Origin of the sequence: Streptomyces pallidus (ex Mingjun et al. 2026) (assembly GCF_051550185.1) — a bacterium.
Taxonomy (GTDB): Bacteria; Actinomycetota; Actinomycetes; order Streptomycetales; family Streptomycetaceae; genus Streptomyces.
Map to the genome: position 1 here is coordinate 665,487 of NZ_CP196182.1, position 20,342 is coordinate 685,828.

General features: G+C 73.2%; 19 protein-coding genes and 1 pseudogene. 16 read left to right on the forward strand and 4 right to left on the reverse strand.

All coding sequences use genetic code 11. From position 1 onward, the window contains the following. Nucleotides 1-3 precede the first annotated feature (3 nt). The 15 genes from ACSHWO_RS37755 (at nucleotide 4) to ACSHWO_RS37825 (ending at nucleotide 14,146) form a co-directional block, all read left to right on the forward strand. Nucleotides 4-285 carry an acyl carrier protein gene (locus ACSHWO_RS37755; RefSeq protein ID WP_361098556.1) on the forward strand — a complete coding sequence of 94 codons (282 nt, stop codon included), beginning with the start codon at nucleotides 4-6 and terminating at the stop codon, nucleotides 283-285. Beyond that, complete coding sequence (locus tag ACSHWO_RS37760; protein ID WP_438319778.1) at nucleotides 282-1,463, forward strand: acyl-CoA dehydrogenase family protein; 1,182 nt, start codon at nucleotides 282-284, stop codon at nucleotides 1,461-1,463. Before ACSHWO_RS37755 ends, ACSHWO_RS37760 begins: the two co-directional genes overlap by 4 nt. Continuing rightward, nucleotides 1,450-2,583 (forward strand): HAD-IIIC family phosphatase, encoded by a 1,134-nt coding sequence (locus ACSHWO_RS37765; protein WP_438319779.1) that lies wholly within the window; start codon nucleotides 1,450-1,452, stop codon nucleotides 2,581-2,583. The genes ACSHWO_RS37760 and ACSHWO_RS37765 overlap by 14 nt, the downstream gene beginning before the upstream one ends. Continuing rightward, nucleotides 2,580-3,203, forward strand: coding sequence for a class I SAM-dependent methyltransferase (locus ACSHWO_RS37770; RefSeq protein ID WP_361098565.1), 624 nt, complete (start codon nucleotides 2,580-2,582; stop codon nucleotides 3,201-3,203). The genes ACSHWO_RS37765 and ACSHWO_RS37770 overlap by 4 nt, the downstream gene beginning before the upstream one ends. 8 nt (nucleotides 3,204-3,211) lie before the next feature. Beyond that, nucleotides 3,212-3,937: an SDR family NAD(P)-dependent oxidoreductase gene (locus tag ACSHWO_RS37775; protein WP_385843550.1), complete on the forward strand. Its 726-nt coding sequence runs from the start codon at nucleotides 3,212-3,214 to the stop codon at nucleotides 3,935-3,937. Nucleotides 3,938-4,030: 93 nt separating this feature from the next. Continuing rightward, complete coding sequence (locus tag ACSHWO_RS37780; RefSeq protein ID WP_361098571.1) at nucleotides 4,031-5,320, forward strand: MFS transporter; 1,290 nt, start codon at nucleotides 4,031-4,033, stop codon at nucleotides 5,318-5,320. Next, nucleotides 5,317-6,144, forward strand: coding sequence for a 4'-phosphopantetheinyl transferase family protein (locus ACSHWO_RS37785; RefSeq protein WP_438319780.1), 828 nt, complete (start codon nucleotides 5,317-5,319; stop codon nucleotides 6,142-6,144). The genes ACSHWO_RS37780 and ACSHWO_RS37785 overlap by 4 nt, the downstream gene beginning before the upstream one ends. A 111-nt stretch (nucleotides 6,145-6,255) precedes the next feature. Further along, nucleotides 6,256-7,503, forward strand: a complete 1,248-nt coding sequence (locus ACSHWO_RS37790) for an ATP-grasp domain-containing protein (protein WP_438319781.1) — start codon at nucleotides 6,256-6,258, stop codon at nucleotides 7,501-7,503. Between the two features lie 126 nt (nucleotides 7,504-7,629). Beyond that, nucleotides 7,630-8,361: a class I SAM-dependent DNA methyltransferase gene (locus tag ACSHWO_RS37795; RefSeq protein ID WP_361098580.1), complete on the forward strand. Its 732-nt coding sequence runs from the start codon at nucleotides 7,630-7,632 to the stop codon at nucleotides 8,359-8,361. A gap of 2 nt (nucleotides 8,362-8,363) precedes the next feature. Further along, a complete protein-coding gene (locus ACSHWO_RS37800; RefSeq protein WP_361098583.1) occupies nucleotides 8,364-9,209 on the forward strand; it encodes a tRNA ligase subunit PheS family protein in 846 nt (281 codons plus the stop codon). Beyond that, nucleotides 9,206-11,269 (forward strand): phenylalanine--tRNA ligase beta subunit-related protein, encoded by a 2,064-nt coding sequence (locus ACSHWO_RS37805; protein WP_438319782.1) that lies wholly within the window; start codon nucleotides 9,206-9,208, stop codon nucleotides 11,267-11,269. Before ACSHWO_RS37800 ends, ACSHWO_RS37805 begins: the two co-directional genes overlap by 4 nt. Next, the gene (gntA, locus tag ACSHWO_RS37810; RefSeq protein WP_438319783.1) at nucleotides 11,266-11,946 is read left to right on the forward strand and encodes a guanitoxin biosynthesis heme-dependent pre-guanitoxin N-hydroxylase GntA; all 681 of its coding nucleotides are present in this window, start codon (nucleotides 11,266-11,268) and stop codon (nucleotides 11,944-11,946) included. Before ACSHWO_RS37805 ends, gntA begins: the two co-directional genes overlap by 4 nt. A 204-nt stretch (nucleotides 11,947-12,150) precedes the next feature. Next, complete coding sequence (locus tag ACSHWO_RS37815) at nucleotides 12,151-13,536, forward strand: helix-turn-helix domain-containing protein (RefSeq protein ID WP_385843520.1); 1,386 nt, start codon at nucleotides 12,151-12,153, stop codon at nucleotides 13,534-13,536. Between the two features lie 126 nt (nucleotides 13,537-13,662). Next, nucleotides 13,663-13,878 (forward strand): hypothetical protein, encoded by a 216-nt coding sequence (locus tag ACSHWO_RS37820; protein ID WP_361098595.1) that lies wholly within the window; start codon nucleotides 13,663-13,665, stop codon nucleotides 13,876-13,878. Between the two features lie 79 nt (nucleotides 13,879-13,957). Beyond that, nucleotides 13,958-14,146, forward strand: coding sequence for a hypothetical protein (locus ACSHWO_RS37825; RefSeq protein ID WP_438319784.1), 189 nt, complete (start codon nucleotides 13,958-13,960; stop codon nucleotides 14,144-14,146). Between the two features lie 102 nt (nucleotides 14,147-14,248). On the opposite strand, the gene ACSHWO_RS37830 is transcribed toward ACSHWO_RS37825, so the two are convergent. From ACSHWO_RS37830 to ACSHWO_RS37840, 3 genes are all read right to left on the reverse strand, one after another. Next, a complete protein-coding gene (locus ACSHWO_RS37830) occupies nucleotides 14,249-17,245 on the reverse strand; it encodes an AfsR/SARP family transcriptional regulator (RefSeq protein WP_438319785.1) in 2,997 nt (998 codons plus the stop codon). A 339-nt stretch (nucleotides 17,246-17,584) separates the two neighbouring features. Then, nucleotides 17,585-17,839: a hypothetical protein gene (locus ACSHWO_RS37835; protein WP_438319786.1), complete on the reverse strand. Its 255-nt coding sequence runs from the start codon at nucleotides 17,837-17,839 to the stop codon at nucleotides 17,585-17,587. Between the two features lie 156 nt (nucleotides 17,840-17,995). Further along, nucleotides 17,996-18,370 (reverse strand): winged helix-turn-helix transcriptional regulator, encoded by a 375-nt coding sequence (locus ACSHWO_RS37840; RefSeq protein ID WP_053212341.1) that lies wholly within the window; start codon nucleotides 18,368-18,370, stop codon nucleotides 17,996-17,998. Between the two features lie 174 nt (nucleotides 18,371-18,544). On the opposite strand from ACSHWO_RS37840, the gene ACSHWO_RS37845 reads away from it, so the two are divergent. Then, nucleotides 18,545-19,417: an SDR family oxidoreductase gene (locus ACSHWO_RS37845; protein WP_361098607.1), complete on the forward strand. Its 873-nt coding sequence runs from the start codon at nucleotides 18,545-18,547 to the stop codon at nucleotides 19,415-19,417. A gap of 10 nt (nucleotides 19,418-19,427) precedes the next feature. Here the strand turns inward: ACSHWO_RS37845 and ACSHWO_RS37850 are convergent. Continuing rightward, nucleotides 19,428-20,322: pseudogene (locus tag ACSHWO_RS37850) on the reverse strand (IS630 family transposase); the annotation flags it as partial. Between the last annotated feature and the right edge of the window lie 20 nt (nucleotides 20,323-20,342).

The following is a 20,342-nucleotide window of genomic DNA, read 5'->3' on the forward strand; positions in this document are numbered from 1 at the left end:
ACGATGGCTTCCCCGCTGACCGCCGCCCCCCAGCCCCACACGCCCGAGTCGGTGACCGCCACCGTGAGGCAGTTCATCACCCGCCTCAGCGGACGCCCCGGCATCCAGGACGACAGGCCGCTCATCTCCGACGGCGTCCTCGACTCCGTGGCCGCCGTCCAGATGGTCGACTTCGTCGAGCGCACCTTCTGCGTCGAGATCGCCGACGAGGACCTGGAGCTCGTCCACTTCGACTCGATCCAGGGCCTCGCCGGGCTCGTCAACCGCAAGCTGGCGGCATCGTGACCGGTTCCGCGCCCGAAGCACTGCTGGAGGCCCTGCGCGACGAGGCGTTCGTCGCCCGGGCCACGGCCTGGGAACGCGCCGGGGCCGTACCGCGCAAGGCCGTCGACGAACTGGCCGGCCTCGGACTGCTCGGCCTGACCGTGGACACCGCCCACCAGGGCAGCGGCACGCCCCTGGCCGCCGTCACCGACGTGCACCGCCTGGTGGCCGCCACCTCACCCAGTCTGCACAGCCTGCTCGTCGTCCACGCCATGGTCTGCCACGCGGTGCGCCGCTGGGCTTCACCCGATCTGCGCGACGCGCTGCTGCCCGAACTGGCGACCGGCCGGATGCTCGCCGCGTTCGCGCTCACCGAGGAGGAGGCCGGCGCCGACATCGGCGCGCTGACCACCACCATCGAACGGGACGGTGACACGCTCCGGATCAACGGCACCAAACGCTGGCTGTCGTTCGGCCAGATCGCCGACGCCTACCTCGTCTTCGGCAGCACGGCGGGGCGCGGCAGCTGCGCTCTGGTCGACGCCGGGGTCGGCGTACACGTCGGCGTGGAACCCGTCACCGCGGGGCTGCGCGCCGCACGGCTCGCCCGCGTCACCTTCGACGGTGCCACGGCACCGGCCGCCCGTGCGGTCGCCCGCCCCGGCTTCGGCATCCCGTTCGTGGTGACGTCCTGCCTGACCCTGGGCAGGCTGTACGTCGCCGCCGGCGCCGTGGGCGTCGCGGAGGCGGCCCTCCGCCTCGCCGCCGACCACGCCGCCACCCGTGCCCAGGGCGGTGCCACCCTCGGTGACCGGCAACTCGTCAGGGGCCTGCTCGCCGACGCCGCGATCGCCACCGACGCCGCCGCCCGCTACGTACGGCAGACCGCCGACGAGGTCGAGGACCGGGCGCCGTCCGCCGCGGTGACCGTCGCCCGGGCCAAGCTGCTGGCCAGCCGAGCGGCGAGCACCGCCACCGCCACCGCCTCCCGGCTCCTCGGCGCGGCCGGTCAGACCGAGGACCACCCGCTGGCCCGCCTGCACGCCGCCGCGCGCGTCCACGAGGTCATCGAGGGGCCGACCGAAGTGCTCCAGGACATCGTCGCCGCCGACCTGCTGCGCGGCCGGCGCACCACCACGGACCGCGCGACCGCCCGTACGGCGGCGCACCACCGAAAGGACGACCGTGCAGGACACTGAGCTGCACACCCCGGCGGACCCGCAGGTCAAGTGCGTGGTCTGGGACCTGGACGACACCCTGTGGGACGGCACACTCCTCGAGGGCGACGACGTCAGCGTCCCCGACGCCAACCGGAAACTGATCCGGACCCTCGACGAACACGGCATCCTCCAGTCCGTCGCCAGCCGCAACGAACCCGGCGCCGTCGCCGAGCGGCTGCGCGCCCTCGGGCTCGACGAGTACTTCCTGTACCCGCAGGTCGGCTGGTCGGCCAAGTCCGCCTCGCTGCGCGCCGTGACGCGGGAGCTGAACATCTCCGCCGACAGCGTGCTGTTCGTGGACGACTCGGAGTTCGAGCGGGCCGAGGTGGCCGGCGCGCTGCCCCGGGTGCGGTGCATGACCAGGCAGGAGCTGCACGCCCTGGTGGCCGCCGGCGGGGTGTTGCCCGCACAGGTCACCGACGACGCGCGGCACCGCCGGGCGATGTACCTGGCGGAGGGCCGGCGCCGCAGCCACGAGGTGGCGTTCGACGGGCCGGCGGAGGCGTTCCTGCGTTCCCTCGACATGACCCTGCGCGTCCGCGAGGCGAGCACCGCGGACCTCGCCCGTGCCGCCGAACTGACCCAGCGCACCCACCAGCTCAACACCACCGGCATCACCTTCGACGAGGACGAGCTCTCGTCGCTGGTCCGGGACCCGGGCCACCGCGTGCTCGTCGCCGAACTCGACGACCGCTTCGGCACGTACGGCACGATCGGTCTCGCCGTCGTCGACACCGGCCCGACGGACCCGGCAGGGGCCCCGCGTGCCGGCGCCGCCCCCCGGTGGACGATCCGCCTGCTGCTGATGTCGTGCCGGGTCATGGGCCGCAACGTCGGCAGCGCCCTGATCGCGGCCGTCACCCGGCTGGCCGACGCGCACGGTGCCGGCACCGTCGCCCTCTTCCGCCCCACCGAGCGCAACCGGCAGATGCTCGTCACCTACCGGTTCGCGGGATTCACCGTCGAGTCCCGCTCGGACGACCTGGTCGTCCTCTCCCTCTCCGGCGAACGCCGCCCGGCCGTGCCCGGCTACGTGCGCCTCGTCGCCGACGACACCCCCGCCGCCCCGCGCGGCACGACACAGGAGCTGACCGCATGACCGCCTTCACCCAGAGCTGGACCGACACCTTCTCCTCCGTGTACGCCGAGGAGCCGCTCGCCAAGCTCTCCTGGTTCAACGCCTCCCCGGGGCTCGAACTCATCAAGCGCGTCGTCGACGGCACCCTCAAGCCCGGCCAGCGTCTCGTCGACCTGGGCAGCGGCCCGGGCGTCGACGCGGTGTTCCTCTCGGTCCAGGGACTCGACGTGACCGGTGTCGACCTGTCGCCCGACGCGGTCGCCCGCGCCCGCCGGTGGGCCGAACTGGCCGGTGCGTCGGCGGAGTTCATCCAGGGTGACGTGCTCGACGTACCGCTCCCCGACAGCTCGGCGGACGTCGTGACCGATTCGTTCGTCTTCCACAACATGCGCGACGAGGTGCGTGAGCGGTACGCCGACGAGGTGCACCGCCTGCTGAAGCCGGGCGGGCTGTTCCTCCTCAACTCGTTCTCCGACCACATGGTCGAGGGCACCGGACCGCGCCGCATCACCAGCGAGGAGATACTCGCCACCTTCCGGTCCGACCGGTTCGCGTGCGTGGGGCTGTACGTCTACCGCAACGTTCCCACCCGCACCAAGCCCGACCAGCTGCACTGGTTCGGCGAATTCCGGGCCCGCTGATGCGGGTCGTGGTCACGGGAGGCGGCCGGGGCATCGGACGCGCCGTCGCGCTCGGTTTCGCCGAGCGCGGCGCCCGGGTCGCCCTGATGGCCCGTACCGCCGACCAGGTGCAGTCGGTGGCGGCCGAGATCGAGGCCCTCGGAGCCGATGCCCTCGCGCTGCCGGCCGACGTCGGCGACGAGGAGCAGGTGCAGTGGTGCGCCGAGCAGGTGACGGCGGCGTTCGGCGGCGTGGACGTCCTCGTCAATGCCGCCGGGCTGTTCGATCTGGGCCCCACCACCGGGTTCTCCGTGGACGACGCCCGCGCACTGCTGGACACGAACGTCATCGGTACCTTCCTCACCTGCAAGGTCTTCGGCAGGCAGTTGCTGGAGCAGGGCCACGGCAAGGTCGTCAACTTCTGCTCGCTGCTGTCGTACACCGCGTTCCCCGAGCGGGCGCTGTACGCGGCGAGCAAGGGCGGTGTCCTGCAGCTGACCCGCAGCCTCGGCGTCGAGTGGGCCGCACGCGGCGTCAACGTCAACGCGGTGGCCCCGGGCATGATCCGCATCGAGACGCCGCACCCGGCCGCGCTCGCCGAGGACGCCATCGTGGGGCGCATTCCCGCCCGCCGGCGCGGCAGACCGCAGGACATCGTCGGCCCTGTCCTTTTCCTGGCCTCCCCGGAGGCCGACTACATCAACGGCCAGACCCTGGTCGTCGACGGAGGCTGGCTCAGCTATGGATACCTCTGAACACCACCGTCCCCCCGCAGACCGCTGCAGGGCGTCCCCGGGCGAATCGCCGTGCCCCGGCGCGGCCGCGTCCGCGCGGGGCGGGGCGGACCGGTGAAAGCAGCGGCACGCAGGCAGCCGCTGCCCCTGTACAAGGGGTTCCTCACCGGCTGGGGTGCCACCACGTTCGGCACCGGCCTCGTGCTGCCGCTCACCGTGGCCTACCTCCGGGAGACGCTCGGTCTGCCCACCTCCGCCGTCTCGCTGTACTTCGCGCTGTTCGCGATGGCCGGGCTCGTCGTCAACCCGCTCGCGGGCAGGATCGGCAAGGTCCGCGGACCCGGCCTGTCCGCGATCGGGGCCACCGTCCTCCAGGCCGCGGGTGCGGTCCTGCTGGCGGTGGCGGACTCGACGGCCGCCACCGTGCCCGCCGCCTGCCTCTCCGGGGCGGGCACCGGTGCCTACTACGCGGTCCAGACACCGCTGCTCACCAAGGTCTTCGGCACCTCGGAACTCAGCCGTGTCCTCTCGGGCCAGCACCGCGTCTCCGCCCTGACCGTGGCCGTCGGCGCGCTGCTCGGAGGCCAGGCCGTCGAACACCTGGGCGCGGGCGGGTACACCCTGTGTCTGGTCGCCAACGCGGTCAGCTACCTGCTGTACGGGGCCGCGCTCGTCCGTCTCCGGCGGGCGGAGCGACGGCCCGCCGCAGAAGGCCCGGACGGCGCCGGCTCCGCCGGACCCCGTGCGGAGGCGGGGGAGCGGGGTGCGGCGCTGCGCGACACGGTGTTCCTGCGGCTCCTCCTCCTGCAAACCGCCCTGGTCGTCTTCGGCATCGCCCAGGTGGACGCCGTGGTTCCGGCGATCCTGCGCAACGCGCACCTGTCCGTTTCCGCCATCAGCGTGGTCGTCGCCTGCAACACCGTCGGCGTCATCGCCTTCCAGGGCCTCGCCCTGCGGGTCGTCGAACGCATCGGCTACGTCGCCGCGCTGACGGCGGCCATCCTGGTGTGGGTGGCCGCCATGGCGGCCCTGACGGCAGCCGTGCTGGTGCCCGGGACGGGGGTGCGCCTGCTGCTCGGTGCGTTGTTCGGGCTGGTCTTCGCCGTCGGCGAGTGCCTGATCGCGCCGAGCGTCCAGCCGCTCGTCACGCAGACCGCCCCGGCGGCGCGGCTGGAGAGCTATGCCGCGGCCACCTCGCTCGCCCACGGCCTCGGCGCGTTCGTCGCGCCCCTGGTGCTCCTGCCCGTCGTGGACGGCGGCGGGGTGTGGAGCTACCTCGCCCTGCAACTCGGCGGCTACGGCCTCGCGCTGTACGCCCTGCTCTCGTTCCGGTCCCGCAGCGTCCGCCGCCAGGCGGCCTCCGCCCTGGTCAAGGAGGCATCCCCAGAGGAGACATCCGCGTGAAGGAGTCCATCGTGCGCCCCGACCCGCATCGGTGGGCGTCGTCGGCGCCGGCGGGGCGGCCCGTCCGCGGCGACCTGCCGGGACCCGGCGAGGCCGCCGTCTGGATCGTCCCCCTGGACCGCGTTCCCGACGGGCGTGCGGAACGCGTGCTCGACCGGCGGGAGCGGGCCCGGGCGGCTGCGTTCCGGGACGGCCTCGCGCGGCGCCGCTACGTCGCCTCGCACCTCGCGCTGCGGACCGTACTCGGCGGGTGCCTCGGCATCGCGCCCCGCGCAGTGCGGCTGACCCGCGAGGCCTGTGGTCTGCCGCACTGCGCGGAGCGGCACGGACGACCCAGGCTGGCCGCCGCGGAGCCGGCCGTCGAGTTCTCCCTGTCCCGCGCGGGCGGCCTGGCCGTCGTGGCCCTCGCCGCGGCCCCCGTCGGCATCGACGTCGAGTCGCGGGCCTTCCGCCACCCGGACAGCCCGCTCGACGGAATGATCCGCCGGCTGCATCCGGCCGAGCGCGCGGCGCTCGCCGAACTGCCGCCCGCACGGCGGGAGGAGGGCTTCCTCAGCTGTTGGGTGCGCAAGGAGGCGTATCTGAAGGGCATCGGTACGGGGCTGCCCGGCGGGCTGGCCGGCGCGTGCGTGGGCCTGGCCGCCGATGCCGCCGCCGACGGGAGGGGACCGGCGCCGACCACCCGGGGGTGGGTCTTCCTCGACCTCGACCTGCCACCCGGCCACCGCGCGGCCCTCGCCGTCGCCGCACCGGACGGCGAGGCGTCCCGGCGGCCGCCGGAACTGACCGTCAAGACCTTCCCCGTCCCCCCGCGGGAATTTTAGTGACTCACTTTACTGACTGAACTTGACAGCGAGTCATGTAGATAATTGACTCTGTTTTGCCCCGCCCCGTTCGGGAGACTGCGGAACCCGACCGGACCGAGAGGAAGACACGTGACACACGACCGTGCGGGCAGCCGCGAAACGCTGCTCGTCGTGGGGTCCGGCTACCGCGCCGGCCACGAGCGCCTGCTGGCCCAGATGGCCGCGGAGGCCGACCTGGTACTACTCAATCCCGAACCGGTGACCTGGCAGCGGCACTGGGTCCAGGCCGCCGAGGTCTTCGACGCCTCCGAAGCCGGCGACACCGACGGGAACGCGCTGCGGGCCGCGAAGGCCCTCGTGGGCCGGCGCCGGGTCGCGGCCGTGGTCACCTACGAGGAGACCATGGTCGTCACGGCGGCCCGACTCGCCCGGAGCCTGGGGCTGCCCGGCGTGCCGGTGGCGGCGGCCGAACTGGCACGCGACAAGCACCGCCAGCGGACCCTGCTGAACGACACCGGCATCTCGCCGACCCGTTCCCTCCTCGTGCACGACCTCGACGCGGCGCGGCGGGCCGCCCGCGACATCGGCTACCCGCTGATCGTCAAACCGCGGGGCCTGTCCGGCAGCGCCGGAGTGCGCCGGGTCGACGAGGAATCCCAGTTCGACCCCGCTTTCCACGCGGCACTCCACGCGGACAAGATGGGCCTCGAAAGCGAGGGAATCCTCGTCGAGGAATTCCTGGAGGGCTTCGAGTTCGACGTCGACTGCCTCGTGCACGACGGCACGGCCACCCCCGTCTCCTGGGCACGCAAGATCTGGGCGTACGACCCCTATCCCGTCGAGGCGGGTTTCATTACCGGACACGGCACCCTGGGCCGGGCCGAGATGACCGAGGGCTTCGACCTCGCCTGCCGCAGCGTCCTCGCCGCAGGCATCGACCGCACCGTCGCCCACGTCGAGGTCAAGATGACCCCGGCGGGACCGCGCATCATCGAGCTGAACGCCCGACCGGGCGGCGACATCGCCTCCCGCATCGTCGAACTGGCCCGCGGCGTGCGGCTCGGCTCCCTGCTCACCGCCGCCGCCCTGGGCCGCCCGCCGCACACCGCGTCCAGCGAGGACCGCTCGGCAGGCATCCGCTTCCTCTACCCCCGGGCCCGCCAACGCTTCGACGGCCTGGCCGAAGCCGCCACGCTGCGCGCCCGCCCCTGGATCCACGAGATCGGGGAGCTGCGCCCGCGCGGGGAGACGGTGACGCCCCCGCCGGACGACCTCTACGGCCGGGTCGGCTACGTCATGGCCACCGGCCCGCACGCCGACGAGGTCGAGGACCGCCTGCTCCTCGCCCACCACGAACTGAGCGTCCTCGGCTCCTGATCACCCGACCTCCCCGCCCACGCACGACGCCCCCCGCCGCGCCCCGCCCACGCCGCTCACGGCAGGGCGCGACCGCGCACGCCCGCCCACCCCTGACCACGACAGACCGCGAGAAAGGCCCGAACCATGACCGACTGGCAGCCCGAGACGTACGGCCCCCGCTGGAAGAACGTGTACGACCACATCGACTGGCCGCAGCCCGAGGGCGCCGTCGAGTTCCTCGCCCAGCGCGTCGGCGGCGGCCGCGCACTCGAACTCGCCATCGGGACCGGCCGGGTCGCCCTCCCGCTCGCGCAGCGCGGCGTGCCCCTCGACGGGCTCGACGCGTCCCCGGAGATCGTCGACGTGATGCGCACCAAGCCCGGCGGCGAGTCCATCGAGGTGTCCATCGGCAACATCGCCGACTTCACCTCCGAGCGCCGCTACTCCCTCATCTTCCTGCTGCTCAACTCGCTGTACGCGCTGCAGACCCAGGAAGAGCAGATCCAGTGCTTCGAGTCGGTGGCCGCCCACCTGGAGCCCGGCGGGCTCTTCGTCGTCGAGACGTTCGTACCGGACCCGACCCGCTTCCGCTTCAACGGCCGGGCCCACGTGTACGACGTCGGGCTCGACCACGTGCGCATCGAGGCCGACACCTTCGACCGGGCCACCCAGCACATCAAGGAGAACCACATCGAGATCCGGGAGGACGGCATCAAGCTCTACCCGGCCTTCCTGCGCTACACGTGGCCCTCGGAGCTCGACCTCATGGCCAGGATCGCCGGACTGGAACTCAGCGAACGCTGGGGCGACTGGGGCAACGTCCCCTACGACACCTACTCGGAGAACCACATCGGCGTCTACCGCAAGGCGGGCTGACGGTGTCGGACGAACCGGCGCCCCTCGTCCTGACACCGGCGGTGGCCGACGCCCGCTGCGATCCCGGGCTGCCGACCGCAGGACCGCACACCGGGCGCCCCCATCCGGTGGCGGCGCTCGTGGACCGGATCGGGGACCTGTTCGTACCGCTCGGCTTCGACATCGTCGACCTGCCCCTGCTGGAGTCCGTACGCGACAACTTCGACGTGCTCGGCTACCCGCAGGACCATCCGACCCGGACCCGCCTGAGCTTCTACCCCGCACCGGACCTGGTGCTGCGCACCCACGCGTCCTCCGGCGGCCCGCAGGCCATGCGGGCCGCCGCCCCCGCACCGCTGCGGACCCTGCTCGTGGGCACCTGCTTCCGCAACGAACTCTCCTCCCCCTACTCCGGCTCCCAGTTCACCCAGATCGACGGACTCGTGGTCCAGCCCGACGCGGGCCTGCCCGACCTCATGGGACTCTTCGACCGCCTGGTGTCCGGCCTGTTCGGACAGGGGCATCCATGGCGCGTGCGCCGCGGCGACTATCCCTTCGCCTCGCCGGGGTTCGCCGTTGACGTGGCGTGCCCGCGCTGCGGCCCCGGCTGTGACGAGTGCGAGGGCCGCGGGCACGTCGAGATCGGCGCCGGCGGCATCCTCCGCGACCGGGTGCTCACCGCCGGAGGCCACGACCCGCGCACGGTCGCGGGCTTGAGCTTCGGCTGCTCCGTCGAGCGCCTGCTGAGGCTCACCCACGGGCTGACCGACATCCGGGAACTGCTGGTCAACGACGTGCGCCTGCTGGAGCAGTTCGACCACGCCTGCCTGCCGCTGGGGCTGCCGGAGAAAGGAACCGACCCACTGTGAAGATCCCCCTCGCCTGGCTGGAGCAGGAATGCGGCGGCCACCTCGACCGTACGGCGCTGCTGGACGGTCTCCACGAGAGCGGTGCACGGGCCGTCCTGGACGCCGACCGCGCGGTGGAGGTCGTACCCCCGCCCGAGCTCGCCCACCTCGGTTCCGTACGCGGCCTGGCAGCCGAGGTCCGGGCCCGCAACGGAGACGGGCCCACCGCACCGCTCCGCCTGTCGGTCCTGCCGAACGGCCTCGCCCTGACGGCGGACGAGGGCATCCCCGGCCGGGTGGCGGCAGCCGTCGTCCGGATCCCGGCCGCGGTCCGCCTGCCCGACGCGGCGGCGGACCGGCTGCGCGCGGCAGGCGTGCGGCCCACGGGGACGGTGGCCGACCTGGCGGCGTACGTCGCGCTCGAAACGGGTCAGCCCCTCGGTTCGACCGACGCCCGGGCACTCGACCTCACCGGGCTGCGGCTGCGTGCCGCGAGCCCCGCCGGACCCGCAGCACACGACGACCCGAGCACACCGTCACCGCCCCCCGGCGCCTGGGTACTGTCGGCGGGCGAGCGGACCGTGGCCGTCCTCGGACGGGACACCGCGCCGGCAGCCGTTCCCGCCGACGGCCGCGAGACGCTGGTGTGGGCCTGGTGGCTCGACCCGGCGGCGGCGCACCCGGCGCCCCAGCCCGAGCCCGAGCCCGAGCCCGAGCCCCTGCCCCAGCCCGGGACCGGCCCGGACACGGACACGGGCACGGACGAAACAGCCCCCGCCGTACGAGGACACGACCCGCACTCCTGCGACCGGGCGCTGGCCCGCCTGGTCCGACTCGTCACCGACTGGGCGGGCGGCACCGTCACGGCAGCCGGCCGGGCCGGCGCGGCGGCACCCGCCCCGCGCGTCCTGCGCCCCGACGCCGACGAACTGCGCCGACTGCTCGACCCGGACACCGACCTCGCGACGCTGACCTCCCTCCTGGCCGCCGGCGGAACGGCAGTGGCGCCCCCCGGGGAAGGCAGCGCGCTGCACGTCACGGTGCCCGCCGCGCGCCCGGACCTGGACTGTGTTCCCGCACTGGCCGGCGAGGCCGCCCGCGTCCGCGGATACCGGACGCTGCCGCGCCGCCTGCCGCCTTCGGCCGGGGGCCCGTGGCCGGACCGGGCGCGCCAGCTGCGGGGCGGCCTCGCCGCCGCCGCCCTGCGGCGGGGACTGCAGCAGATCGTCTCCCCGGTGCTGCTGCGTGCCTCGGAACCCCTTTCCGCGGTCGGTACGCCACCCGGGGCCGAGCCCATCACCGTGCACGGGCGGGCCGGGTTGCGCGACATGCGGGTGCGCGGTTCCCTGCTTCCGGGCCTGCTCGGCGTCGCGGGCCGGTCCCTGCGGCACACGGGAGCGGCCCACCTCTTCGAACTCGGCCAGGTCCCGCTGTCCGCCGCGTACGGCGACGAGTCCTGGCGGTTCGCCGTCGTCCTGAGCGGATCCGCCGCACCCGCGTCGCTGGTCGAACCCCGACCGCGGACCGTGGGCTTCGCCGACCTGAACGGCCTCCTGCGGACCGTGGCCGGCGCGGCCGGCCAGGAAGCGTTCGAGCTGACCCCCCGTCCCCACGCGGAGTTCGCGGACGGCGCCTCGTTCGCCGTCCGCGTACGGGGCACCGCCGTGGGCCGGGCAGGACTGCTGTCCGAACGGACCGCGGAACTGATCGACGCGGTGGGGGAGCGGGTCTTCTGCGCCGAACTGGACCTCGACGCGCTGGGCGGCCTCCCACCGGTCCCCGCGACCGTGCGGCTGCCGGACCCGCTTCCCCCGCCCGCGTTCAACGTGACCGTCGTGGTGCCCGAGGCCGTGTCGGCCGGCGAGGTCCTGCAGGTGGTCGCCGAGGCCGGCGGCACCGAACACCGGCGGGTCGCCGTGAAGGACCTGCTGCAGGGCGGACGGGTGCCCGCCGGACACCTCTCGCTCACCGTGCGGGCGGAGTTCGTCCGCACGGACGACGGCCCCCTGCGCGAGGAGCGGCGCCGCCGCCGGGAAACGGTGCTGCGGGCGCTCGCCGACCGGGGGTGGAGCGGGCGATGAGGGAGGACACGCAGGGCCGTGAGCGCGCCGAGGACGTGGTCGAGCGCTTCGCGGCCTGGCTGCGCGCCGACACGTTCACCTGCCTGGGAGCACGGGCGGCGCTCCACCGAGGGGAACTGGAGACCGGTGTCTACGGGGCCCTGGGCGACCGAGAAGGCCTGGACCGGCTCTGCACGGACCTCGGGCGGTTCGTCACCGGCCGGCTGACGAGCTCCGGACGCTTCCATTCCTTCGCCGCGATCTTCACGGAGTCCGATCCGGCGGACGAGGAGACGTTCGAGGAGTTGCTCTGGGAGCAGCTGGGCGCACTCCACCGGGCAGACCGGGCCGAGAACCCGTGGGCCCCCGACGTCTCGAACGATCCGCGCAGCCCCCGGTTCGGGTTCAGCTTCGGCGGCCACCCGTTCTTCGTCATAGGCCTGCACCGCCGCGCGTCGCGCATCTCACGGCGCTTCGCCCATCCCACCCTCGTCTTCAACTCCCACCGGCAGTTCGCCGAGCTGAAACGCACCGGCGTCTATCAGGGAATGCAGACGAAGATACGCAGCAAGGAAGAGGCGCTACAGGGCCACGTGAACCCCATGCTCGCCGAGCACGGCGAGATCTCCGAAGCACGGCAGTACTCCGGGCGCGCGGTCCCGCCGCAGTGGACGTGCCCGTTCGACCGGCACGGCTGAACGGGGCGAGTGACGAGCCGGTCCGGACCCGCACCGAGCGGACCACCTCGGAGCCGCCCCGTCGCCCGCCGCCCCGAAGCGCCGGCTCCCGCCGTGCCGACCGACTGACACACGGCCCGCTCCGACCTGGTCCGACCCGGGCTTGACCGAGTATATTCACTCGCTCTGTCCCGTAGTCAGTCACAATAAAAAGGGGTGGCCACCATGGCGGAACCGCAGGCTCTGGGGTCACGGATCCGCCAGCTGCGCCGGGCGGCAGGTCTGTCGCAGATGGACCTGGCCGGCCAGGAGCTCTCCCCGAGCTACATCTCGTTGCTGGAAGCCGGCAAGCGGACCCCCTCCACGGAAGTCCTGGAGCAGATCGCCGCCCGACTCGGCTGCCCGCCCGAGCACTTGCTGGAACTGGTGGCGAACGAACAGCCCGACACCCTCCAGATCGAGCTGCGCTACGCGGAGATCAGCCTGCGCAACGGCGACCCGAAGACCGCCCTGGACACCTTCTCCTCCGTCCGCGACGCGGCCGCCGCAGGAGGGAAGGACGCCGTCCGGCTCTCCGCCGAGTACGGAGTGGCCCAGGCCCTGGAACACGACGGCCGGCTGGAGGAGGCCGCCGAGCGCTACCGGGCGCTGCTCGACCACGTCGGGCACGGCCAGTCCCTGGTCCCGCGGCTCGCGGTCGCGGTGGCACTGTGCCGCTGCCACCGCGAGATGGGCGATCTGGCCCACGCCGTCGACCTGGCCACCAGCACCCTGGAGGAGGCCCGCAAGCTCCGGCTCACCCCGACCGTGCTGGGCGTGGAACTGCTGGCCACGCTCGTCGGACTGCACTGCGAACGGGGCGATCTGCACCGTGCCGCCGCCCTGGCCCGGACCGCCATCGAGGAGGCGGAGGGGATCAGCGACCGCAAGGCGCTGGGCGCCGCGTACTGGAACGCCGGAGTGGTGGCGCACCGCAACGGTGCGTCCGCCGACGCCCTGCTGCTGCTGGAACGCGCCCTGGCCATCTACTCCGAGGGTGACGACGCCCGTGCCCTGTCCCGGCTGCGCAACGCCTACGCCTCGGTGCTCATGCAGTCGGAGACCGGCGACATCGCGGAGGCCAAGGCGCAGCTGACACGCAGCGCCGAGGCCCTCGCCGATCACGGCAGCACCGTCGACCTCGCCTACTGCGAGACCTCGCTCGCCCGCGCCTGCCTGCTGGAGTCCGACGCCCGCCAGGCCGAACGGCACGCCCAGCGGGCGCTGGAGCTGCTGGGCTCCGGGCACCGGCTGGAGACGGCACGCACCCTCCTGGTACTGGCGGGCGCCCAACTGCAGCTCGGCGACGCGGCGGCGGCCGAGGCCGGCTGCGAGCGGGCCGCGCTCCTGCTGGAGGCTTCCGAGGCCGACCGGCAGGCGGCTTCCGCGTGGAACGACCTCGGCGAGCTGCTGGAGCGCTCCGGGCGCACCGAGCGGGCCGTGTGGGCCTACCGACAGAGCCTGCGCTGCCTCGGCCAGCGCAGCAGCCTGCTCCCGGCCGCGGGCGGACCGGTCGCCGACGGGGCATCCGCCACCGGGCCTGCCGATCGACACGGCCCGGCACGGACGTAGATCGGCTGCTGATCCTCTGTTGATCGCCGGCGTCTAACGTCGGGAGGACAGGGCCGGGACGGGGCGACAACCCCCTCACGAGTCTCTTCCCCGGTCCATGCCTCCGACGAGAAAGCAGCGCTCCGTATGCCGTACGCCGCCAGCCCCCCCACCGGTGTCCACACCCCACGCGGAGCCCTCACCGGCCCGCTGCCCCACCGCACCGCCCGCGCGGTGGTCCTGGCCCTGCTGCTGGCGCTGTGCCCCGCCCCCCTCACCCTCGCATCGACGGCGGAGCTCCACGGCGCACCGACCGTGCTCCAGAGCGCCCTGCTCGAACTCGACATCCCCCTGTGCTGCTGACGCGATCCGTCGGCAGCACTCCACCACCCCGCAACCACCACCGGCGGACCACCGGTGGTGAACGTCAAGGAGGACCCTCATGTCCAAGCTGTCCCGCGCCTGTGCGGCCCTCGGCCTGGCGCTGCTCGCCGCGGCCGCCCTGGGCACGGCCGGACTCGGCCCCGCCGCCCCCGCAGCCACCCGCATACAGGCGGACGAGCACGACACCGTCGTGTCCAACGTCAACAACACCGGATCGGACTTCAAGCCGCCGGCCGTGCTGATGTGATCCCCCGCTGATGGACGGCCGTCCGGCACAGCGGGCACACCCGGCGCCCGGGCGGCCATCTCCACGCCCGAGGTCCCCGTCCCCCCGTAACGGGAACCACGGTCAGTCCAGTCCGGCCAGCAGCTCCGACACGTCGGCCGCGTCCGGCAGCCCGAGGCGGGTGAAGACACCGTGGGCCTGCTCCAACTGCTCCCTGGCCCGGCGGGTCTCGCCCAGGTCCGCCAGTGCCCGCCCCATGGCGACCGACGCATGTGCCCGGTCCCGGTCCGAGCACGCCTCCTCGCAGCGCTCGACCGCCGCCGCGGCGTGCTCCACCGCCTCCGGCACCCGCCCGGTACACCGCAGGGTCTCCGCCAGCTGGTACAGCACCTGCGCCTCCCGGTCCCGCAGGCCGGCCGCCCGGCACACCGTCAGGGCCTCGCCGTACCGGACCGCCGCTTCCTCGAAGCGGCCCAGTGCGTGCAGGGCCAGGCCGAGCACGTAGAGGGCATAGGCGGCGCCGACGCGGTCGTCCAACTCGCGCATCAGCGACAGCGCGCGCTCACAGGCGGGGACCGCCTCCTCGGGCCGCCCGCTGCGCACCCGGGCCAGCGCCGCGTTGACGGTCGTCACCGCCGCGCCGGAGCGGTGGCCCAAGGTGTGGGCCAGGGCGATCGCCTCGTCGTAGCAGACCGCCGCCTCCTCGAAACGGCGCAGGAACTGCGCCACCAGACCCAGGTCGTTGAGGGCCTGGCGCAGCGTGTAGACGTCTCCCGCTTCACGGGCCGCCTCGACGGACAGCCCGGCGTGCCGCCCCGCGTCCTCGATCCTGTCCGCGCGCAGCGCGATGCCCCCGCAGAGCATCCGTGCCCGCCCGATGGTCCTCCGGCAGCCGGTCAGTTCCGCGGCCTCGGTCAGCGCCAGCGCCACGGGTGCCATCCGCTCGTACCAGACGGCGGGGGTGAACGGGCTGACCGCGAGCAGCATGTCGACCGCGCTGCCGAGCCGGTCCTCGGCCGTGCCCGGCAGGCGCAGGGTGACGGCGCCCAGGGCGGCCGCCACCAGCCCGTCGATCTCGGCGACCACCCAGGCACGGGCGGCGTGCACGTCGTGGAACTCCAGACCGGCCGATCTCGGCGGGCCGAACGCCTTCGCCACCGCGTCTCCGGGAATAGCGTGGGGGAACGCGCTGGAGGCCGTCGCCAGCAGGAAGTCCAGCAGCCTGCCGCAGGCTTCCCCCGCCTCCCCGGCGTCGTGCGACTCCGCACGCTGCCGGGCGAACACCCTCACCAGTTCGTGGTAGCCGTAGCGGCCGGGCTTCGTGGACTCCACCATCGCGGCATCGGTCAGCGACTCCAGCAGGTCCTCCGCCGTCGACTCGTCGACGCCCAACAAGGCCGCCGCCGCCGGCACCCCGATGTCCGCCGCGCCGGCCAGCGCGACCAGCCGGAACGTCCGCGCCTGGGCCACGGTGAGCTGCTGGTAGCCCAGTTCGAAGACGGCGTCGATGGCCAGCGTGCCGATCCTCAGCTCGGCGATGCGCCGCTGCTCGTCCGCCAGGCGCGCGGTCAGCGTCGCCGCCGTCCACGAGGGCCGCGCCGACAGCCGGGCCGCCACGATCCGCACCGCGAGCGGCAGCTGACCACAGGCCTCGACCAGCCTCAGGGCATCCTCCCGCTGCGCGGCCAGGCGTTCGCGGCCGATGATCGCACCGACCAGCTCCAGCGCCTCGTCGGCGCCGAACGGCTCCAGCAGGAGCTGCGACGTCACCGGCAGGTCGAACACGGGCGACCTGCCGGTGAGGACGACCGCGCAGCTCGATGAACCCGGGATCAGCTCGCGGACCTGGTCGGCATCCCGGACGTTGTCCAGGACGATCAGCATCCGCCGCCCGTCGACCAGGGACCGGAACAGCCTGCCGCGGTCCTCGACGCCGTCGGGCACCTCGTCCTCCGGCACGCCCAGCGCAGCCAGGAACCCGGCCAGGACGAAGCCCGGTTTCGCCGGATCGGGCCCGGTGCCCCGCAGGTCGGCATGGAGCTGGCCGTCGGGGTAGTGGGCACGGGCCCGATGGGCGACGTGCAGGGCGAGGCAGGTCTTGCCGACGCCCCCCATCCCCGCGGCGGCCAGCACGATCGGTGTCCGGCGCACCGGTTCGGCGAGTAACGCGTGCCAGACGTCCACCTGGTCGCGCCGCCCCACGAAGTCCGGTGCGTCATAAGGGAGCTGGGCGGGAGTCGGCGGCGTGCTCGAGGACGCCGCCCCTTCCGGCGGAACCCCGCCCGAGCCGTCCACGGCGTCTTCGCCCTGCGGCCGGCCCGGCCCCTCGGTGCCGTCGCTGCCCGTCCGCCCCGCCGGCGGTGACGACGCCACCGTTCGCGTCAGGCCCGGCCTGGTCGGCACGGGGTCGCCCATGAGGATGCGACGGTGCACCTCGGTCAGTTCCGGACCGGGCTCGATGCCCTGCTCCTCGATCAGCAGGTCCCGCACCCGGCCGAACACCGCCAGGGCATCGGCCTGACGCCCCGCCTTGTGGAGCGCGCGCATCAGCAGGCCGTGGGGACGCTCCCGCAGAGGATGCGCCTCGGTCAGTTCGACCAGATCCGGTATGGCCGAGCGTTCCCCGCCCAGCGCCAGCGCGAGCTCGAAGTGCTCCTCGCACAAGGTCAGCCGCAACTCGTCCAGTCGGACACGCTGCCGCTCCGCGAACGGCCCCGGCACCCCCGCCAGCGGCTCCGCCTGCCAGAGGTCCAGCGCCTGCGCGAGCAACCGCGCGCCCTCCGCCGCACGCTCGCCGGCCGTGGCGCGCGCGGCCGCAGCCGCCAGCGCCTCGGCCCGGCACAGATCCAGCGCCCCGTCGGGCACCGTCAGCCGGTAGCCGTCGCCGGCCAGCTCCAGGACGGTCGGCGCGCCGCCCTCCGGCTCCAGCAGCTTCCGCAGCCGCCAGACGTAGGTACGGACGGTGGTCACCGCCCGGGCGGGCGGTGCGTCCCCCCACAGCGCCCCGATGATCTGCGCCATGGAGACCGGCTGGTTGGCACGGAGCAGCAGGAGCGACAACAGCGCCTGCTGCTGCGGTGGTCCCACCCGCAGCTCGACGTCCCCCCGGTACGCGCGCACGGCGCCCAGTATCTCGAAACGGAATGCTCCGGCCACTCGGTGACCCCTCTCGCAACGGCCAGTAGAGCGAACGCACACGATCGCTCGCAGACACCTGCAAGATGAAATCCGCCGGGCCGTGGATCCACCTTTCCGACGATTTTTCGCCGCCGTCAGCCTTGGCGGACGGCGCGACTCCGCGAGCCGCGCGCGTCGCGCGGCGAGGAGCAGCTGCTGCGGGGCGTGCCGACAGATGGAACCGGCGGGCCGGCGCTGACGGCGTTCGAGTCGCCAACGCACCCGCCCGCCTTCTGCGGGGTTGCTACGGGCTGAGGGAGCAGGCAACAGCACCACAGCCCGTCACCCTTCGGCCTCGCCCTTCGACGGAACGGCCACACGCGCACGCCGCTCCGAAGCGCGCAACTGCGGGCGGAGGGCACGGCCGTCCTGCCCCCCATCACCGTCGACGGCGGTGCACCGCTCGGCGACGCGACGCTGCGGCGCGCCCCCGAAGCCGTGGAGCTCGGATCCGCCGTGGGAACGTCGCACCGCGGCCGCGTGCCGGTGATCCAGTGTCAGGATCATCTTGAAACCGGTGCACACCTTGCTGTGCATCGTTCCCGTCCTCTCCTGATGGCCGCTGTGCTGCCTTCACGGTTCCGGTTGCTGAGGTTGAACCCGTGATGTCGCCGGGTGGCTTGGGTGGGTCTGATTTGTCGGGCCGGTCTCGGCGAGGCGGCCGTCTATGACCGGACCGCTGGCCGCCGCTGACTACCTGGTGCGCTCAGTGCGGTCGTCGTACTCTTCGCGGGCGGTGATGACTTCTTCGATGTGCAGCACGGACCACTCCGTGAGCGCCTTCAGCGGTTCCCTCAGCGTCTGGCCGAGCGCGGTCAGCTCATACTCCACGTGCGGCGGCACCTCTGGGTAGACGGTCCGGCTGACCAGCCCGTCGCGTTCGAGGGTGCGCAGCGTCTGGGTGAGCATCTTCTCGCTCACGCCCGCCAGCGCCTGCCGGAGCTGGCCGAACCGGGAGGTCCCGTTCCGGCCGAGTTCGCCGAGCACGAGGACCGCCCACTTGCTGCCGATCTGGTCGAGCAGGTCCCGCGACGGGCAGCCGCGCTCGTACGGATCGAATGACGGCATGGGCCCGGTCACATTCCCGACAGCAGCCATACGGCTCACCTCAATGCTTTCGCTACGGTAAGTACCGTACCAAGAAGTGGCTACTCCCCAACAGAGAGTGTCCAGGTCATTCTGTGTTCCATCCCGCGGCGGACGGACCGCGGCAGGCGTGCAAGGCACGCGCGGAAGGAAGGAATGACCATCATGCCGATCGTCGTCACCGGAGCCACCGGCCAGCTGGGCAGGCTCACCGTCGAGGCACTGCTGCGGCGCGGGATCCCGGCCGCGGACATCATCGCGACCGGCCGGGACATCGCCGGGATCAAGGATTTGGCCGACCGAGGCATCACGGTACGCCGCGCCGACTTCGCGGACACCGACGGCCTGGCCGAGGCATTCGCGGGGGCGGAAAGGCTGCTGCTGATCTCGGCCTCGGTCCCCGTGGGCGAGCGGGTCGCCAACCACCGCCGCGTGATCGACGCCGCGGCGTCCGCAGGCGTGTCGCTCGTGGCGTACACGAGCACGACGCACGCGGACACGGCCACCACCGTCATCGGTGCCACGCACGGCGAGACCGAGGCGTATCTGCGGGACCGCGGAATCCCCAGCGTGCTGCTGCGCAACGGCTGGTACCTGGAGAACTACACCAGCCAACTGCCGCAGATCCTGCAGAACGGCGCGGTCGTCGGCGCCGCAGGCGAGGGGCGGATCAGCGCCGCGTCCCGCGCCGACTACGCCGAGGCCGCAGCGGTCGTCCTCACCGCTGAAGGCCACACCGGCGCCGTGTACGAGCTCGGCGGCGACGAATCCTTCACCCTGACTGAGCTCGCTGCCGCGATCTCCGCTGCGGCCGGAAAGCAGGTTACCTACGCTGACCTCCCGGTGGCCGACTTCGCCCAGGTACTGGGCTCCGCGGGCCTACCCGCCGAGCTGGCGGAGGTCCTCGCTGACGCTGACCGCGGTATGAACCGCGGCGAGATGTACACCGACTCTGGCGACTTGCGCCGCCTGATCGGCCGCCCGCCCGTGACCCTGGCCGAGGCACTCGCGGCCGCCCTGCACGACTGAGGTTGAACGACGGGTTGAGGTCGGGTGCGTAGGGCGGCAGGTAGTAGATGGTCAGCCAGTCCCGGGCCTCGGCGAAGTTTTGTAGGTCGGCGGCCTTGTGGACGTTGGGGTTGTCCCAGACGAGAACGATCGGGCCGCCGAGCTGCTGGTGTGCTGCGATCAACAGGTCCCGGTAGCCGCGCCAGGAGAAGCTCTTGCGCCCATCGCGACGGCCGTCGTCATGGCGGGGCCGGTAGATGAGCCTGGAGCGGTGACCGGGTTTGTAGCAGGTCAGCGCGGCGATGGAGATCCGTCTGCGGGAGCGGCCGCGGACCCGCACCACCGGGGTCCGGCCGCGCTGTGACCAGGTCTTCGCGTGCGGCGGCGTCATGGAGAATCCGGCTTCGTCCTCGAAGACGAGCCAGGCTCCACGGGCCGCCGCAAGGCTTCCGCGCAGGGCCACACCTCCTTGACCCACCCGGCCACCACCCCGTCGTCCCGCTCCATGGCCCGGCGGGCCGGGACCTGCCAGGACCAGCCGTTACGCGCCAGCAGTTTCCGCACGCCCTGGATCGTGTAGGCCATGTGAAAGCGCCGACCGATCACCGTCTTGATCCGCGCCAGTGTCCAGCGCTGGTCCTCCCAGCCGTGCGCGGCTGGCCCCTTGGCCTGCTCCGCCTCCAGCAGCGCGAACTGCTCCTGGCTCAGCCTCGGCAGCGATGCCGGCCCCTGCGACCGCAGGGCCCGCGGACCGCCCTCGTCCCACTTCTGCCGCCACCGTTGTACCGAGCGGACGTTGACGCGCAGGGCCTTGGCGACGACCGAGCTCGCCTCCCCCTGGGCGAACCGCTCGGCCGCCTTGAGCCGTAACTCCTCGCGGACTGCTGCCGTTCGGCAGTCAGCCCGCCTCCTTGTGGATACCGCATGCCCCGGTGATACCGCACGG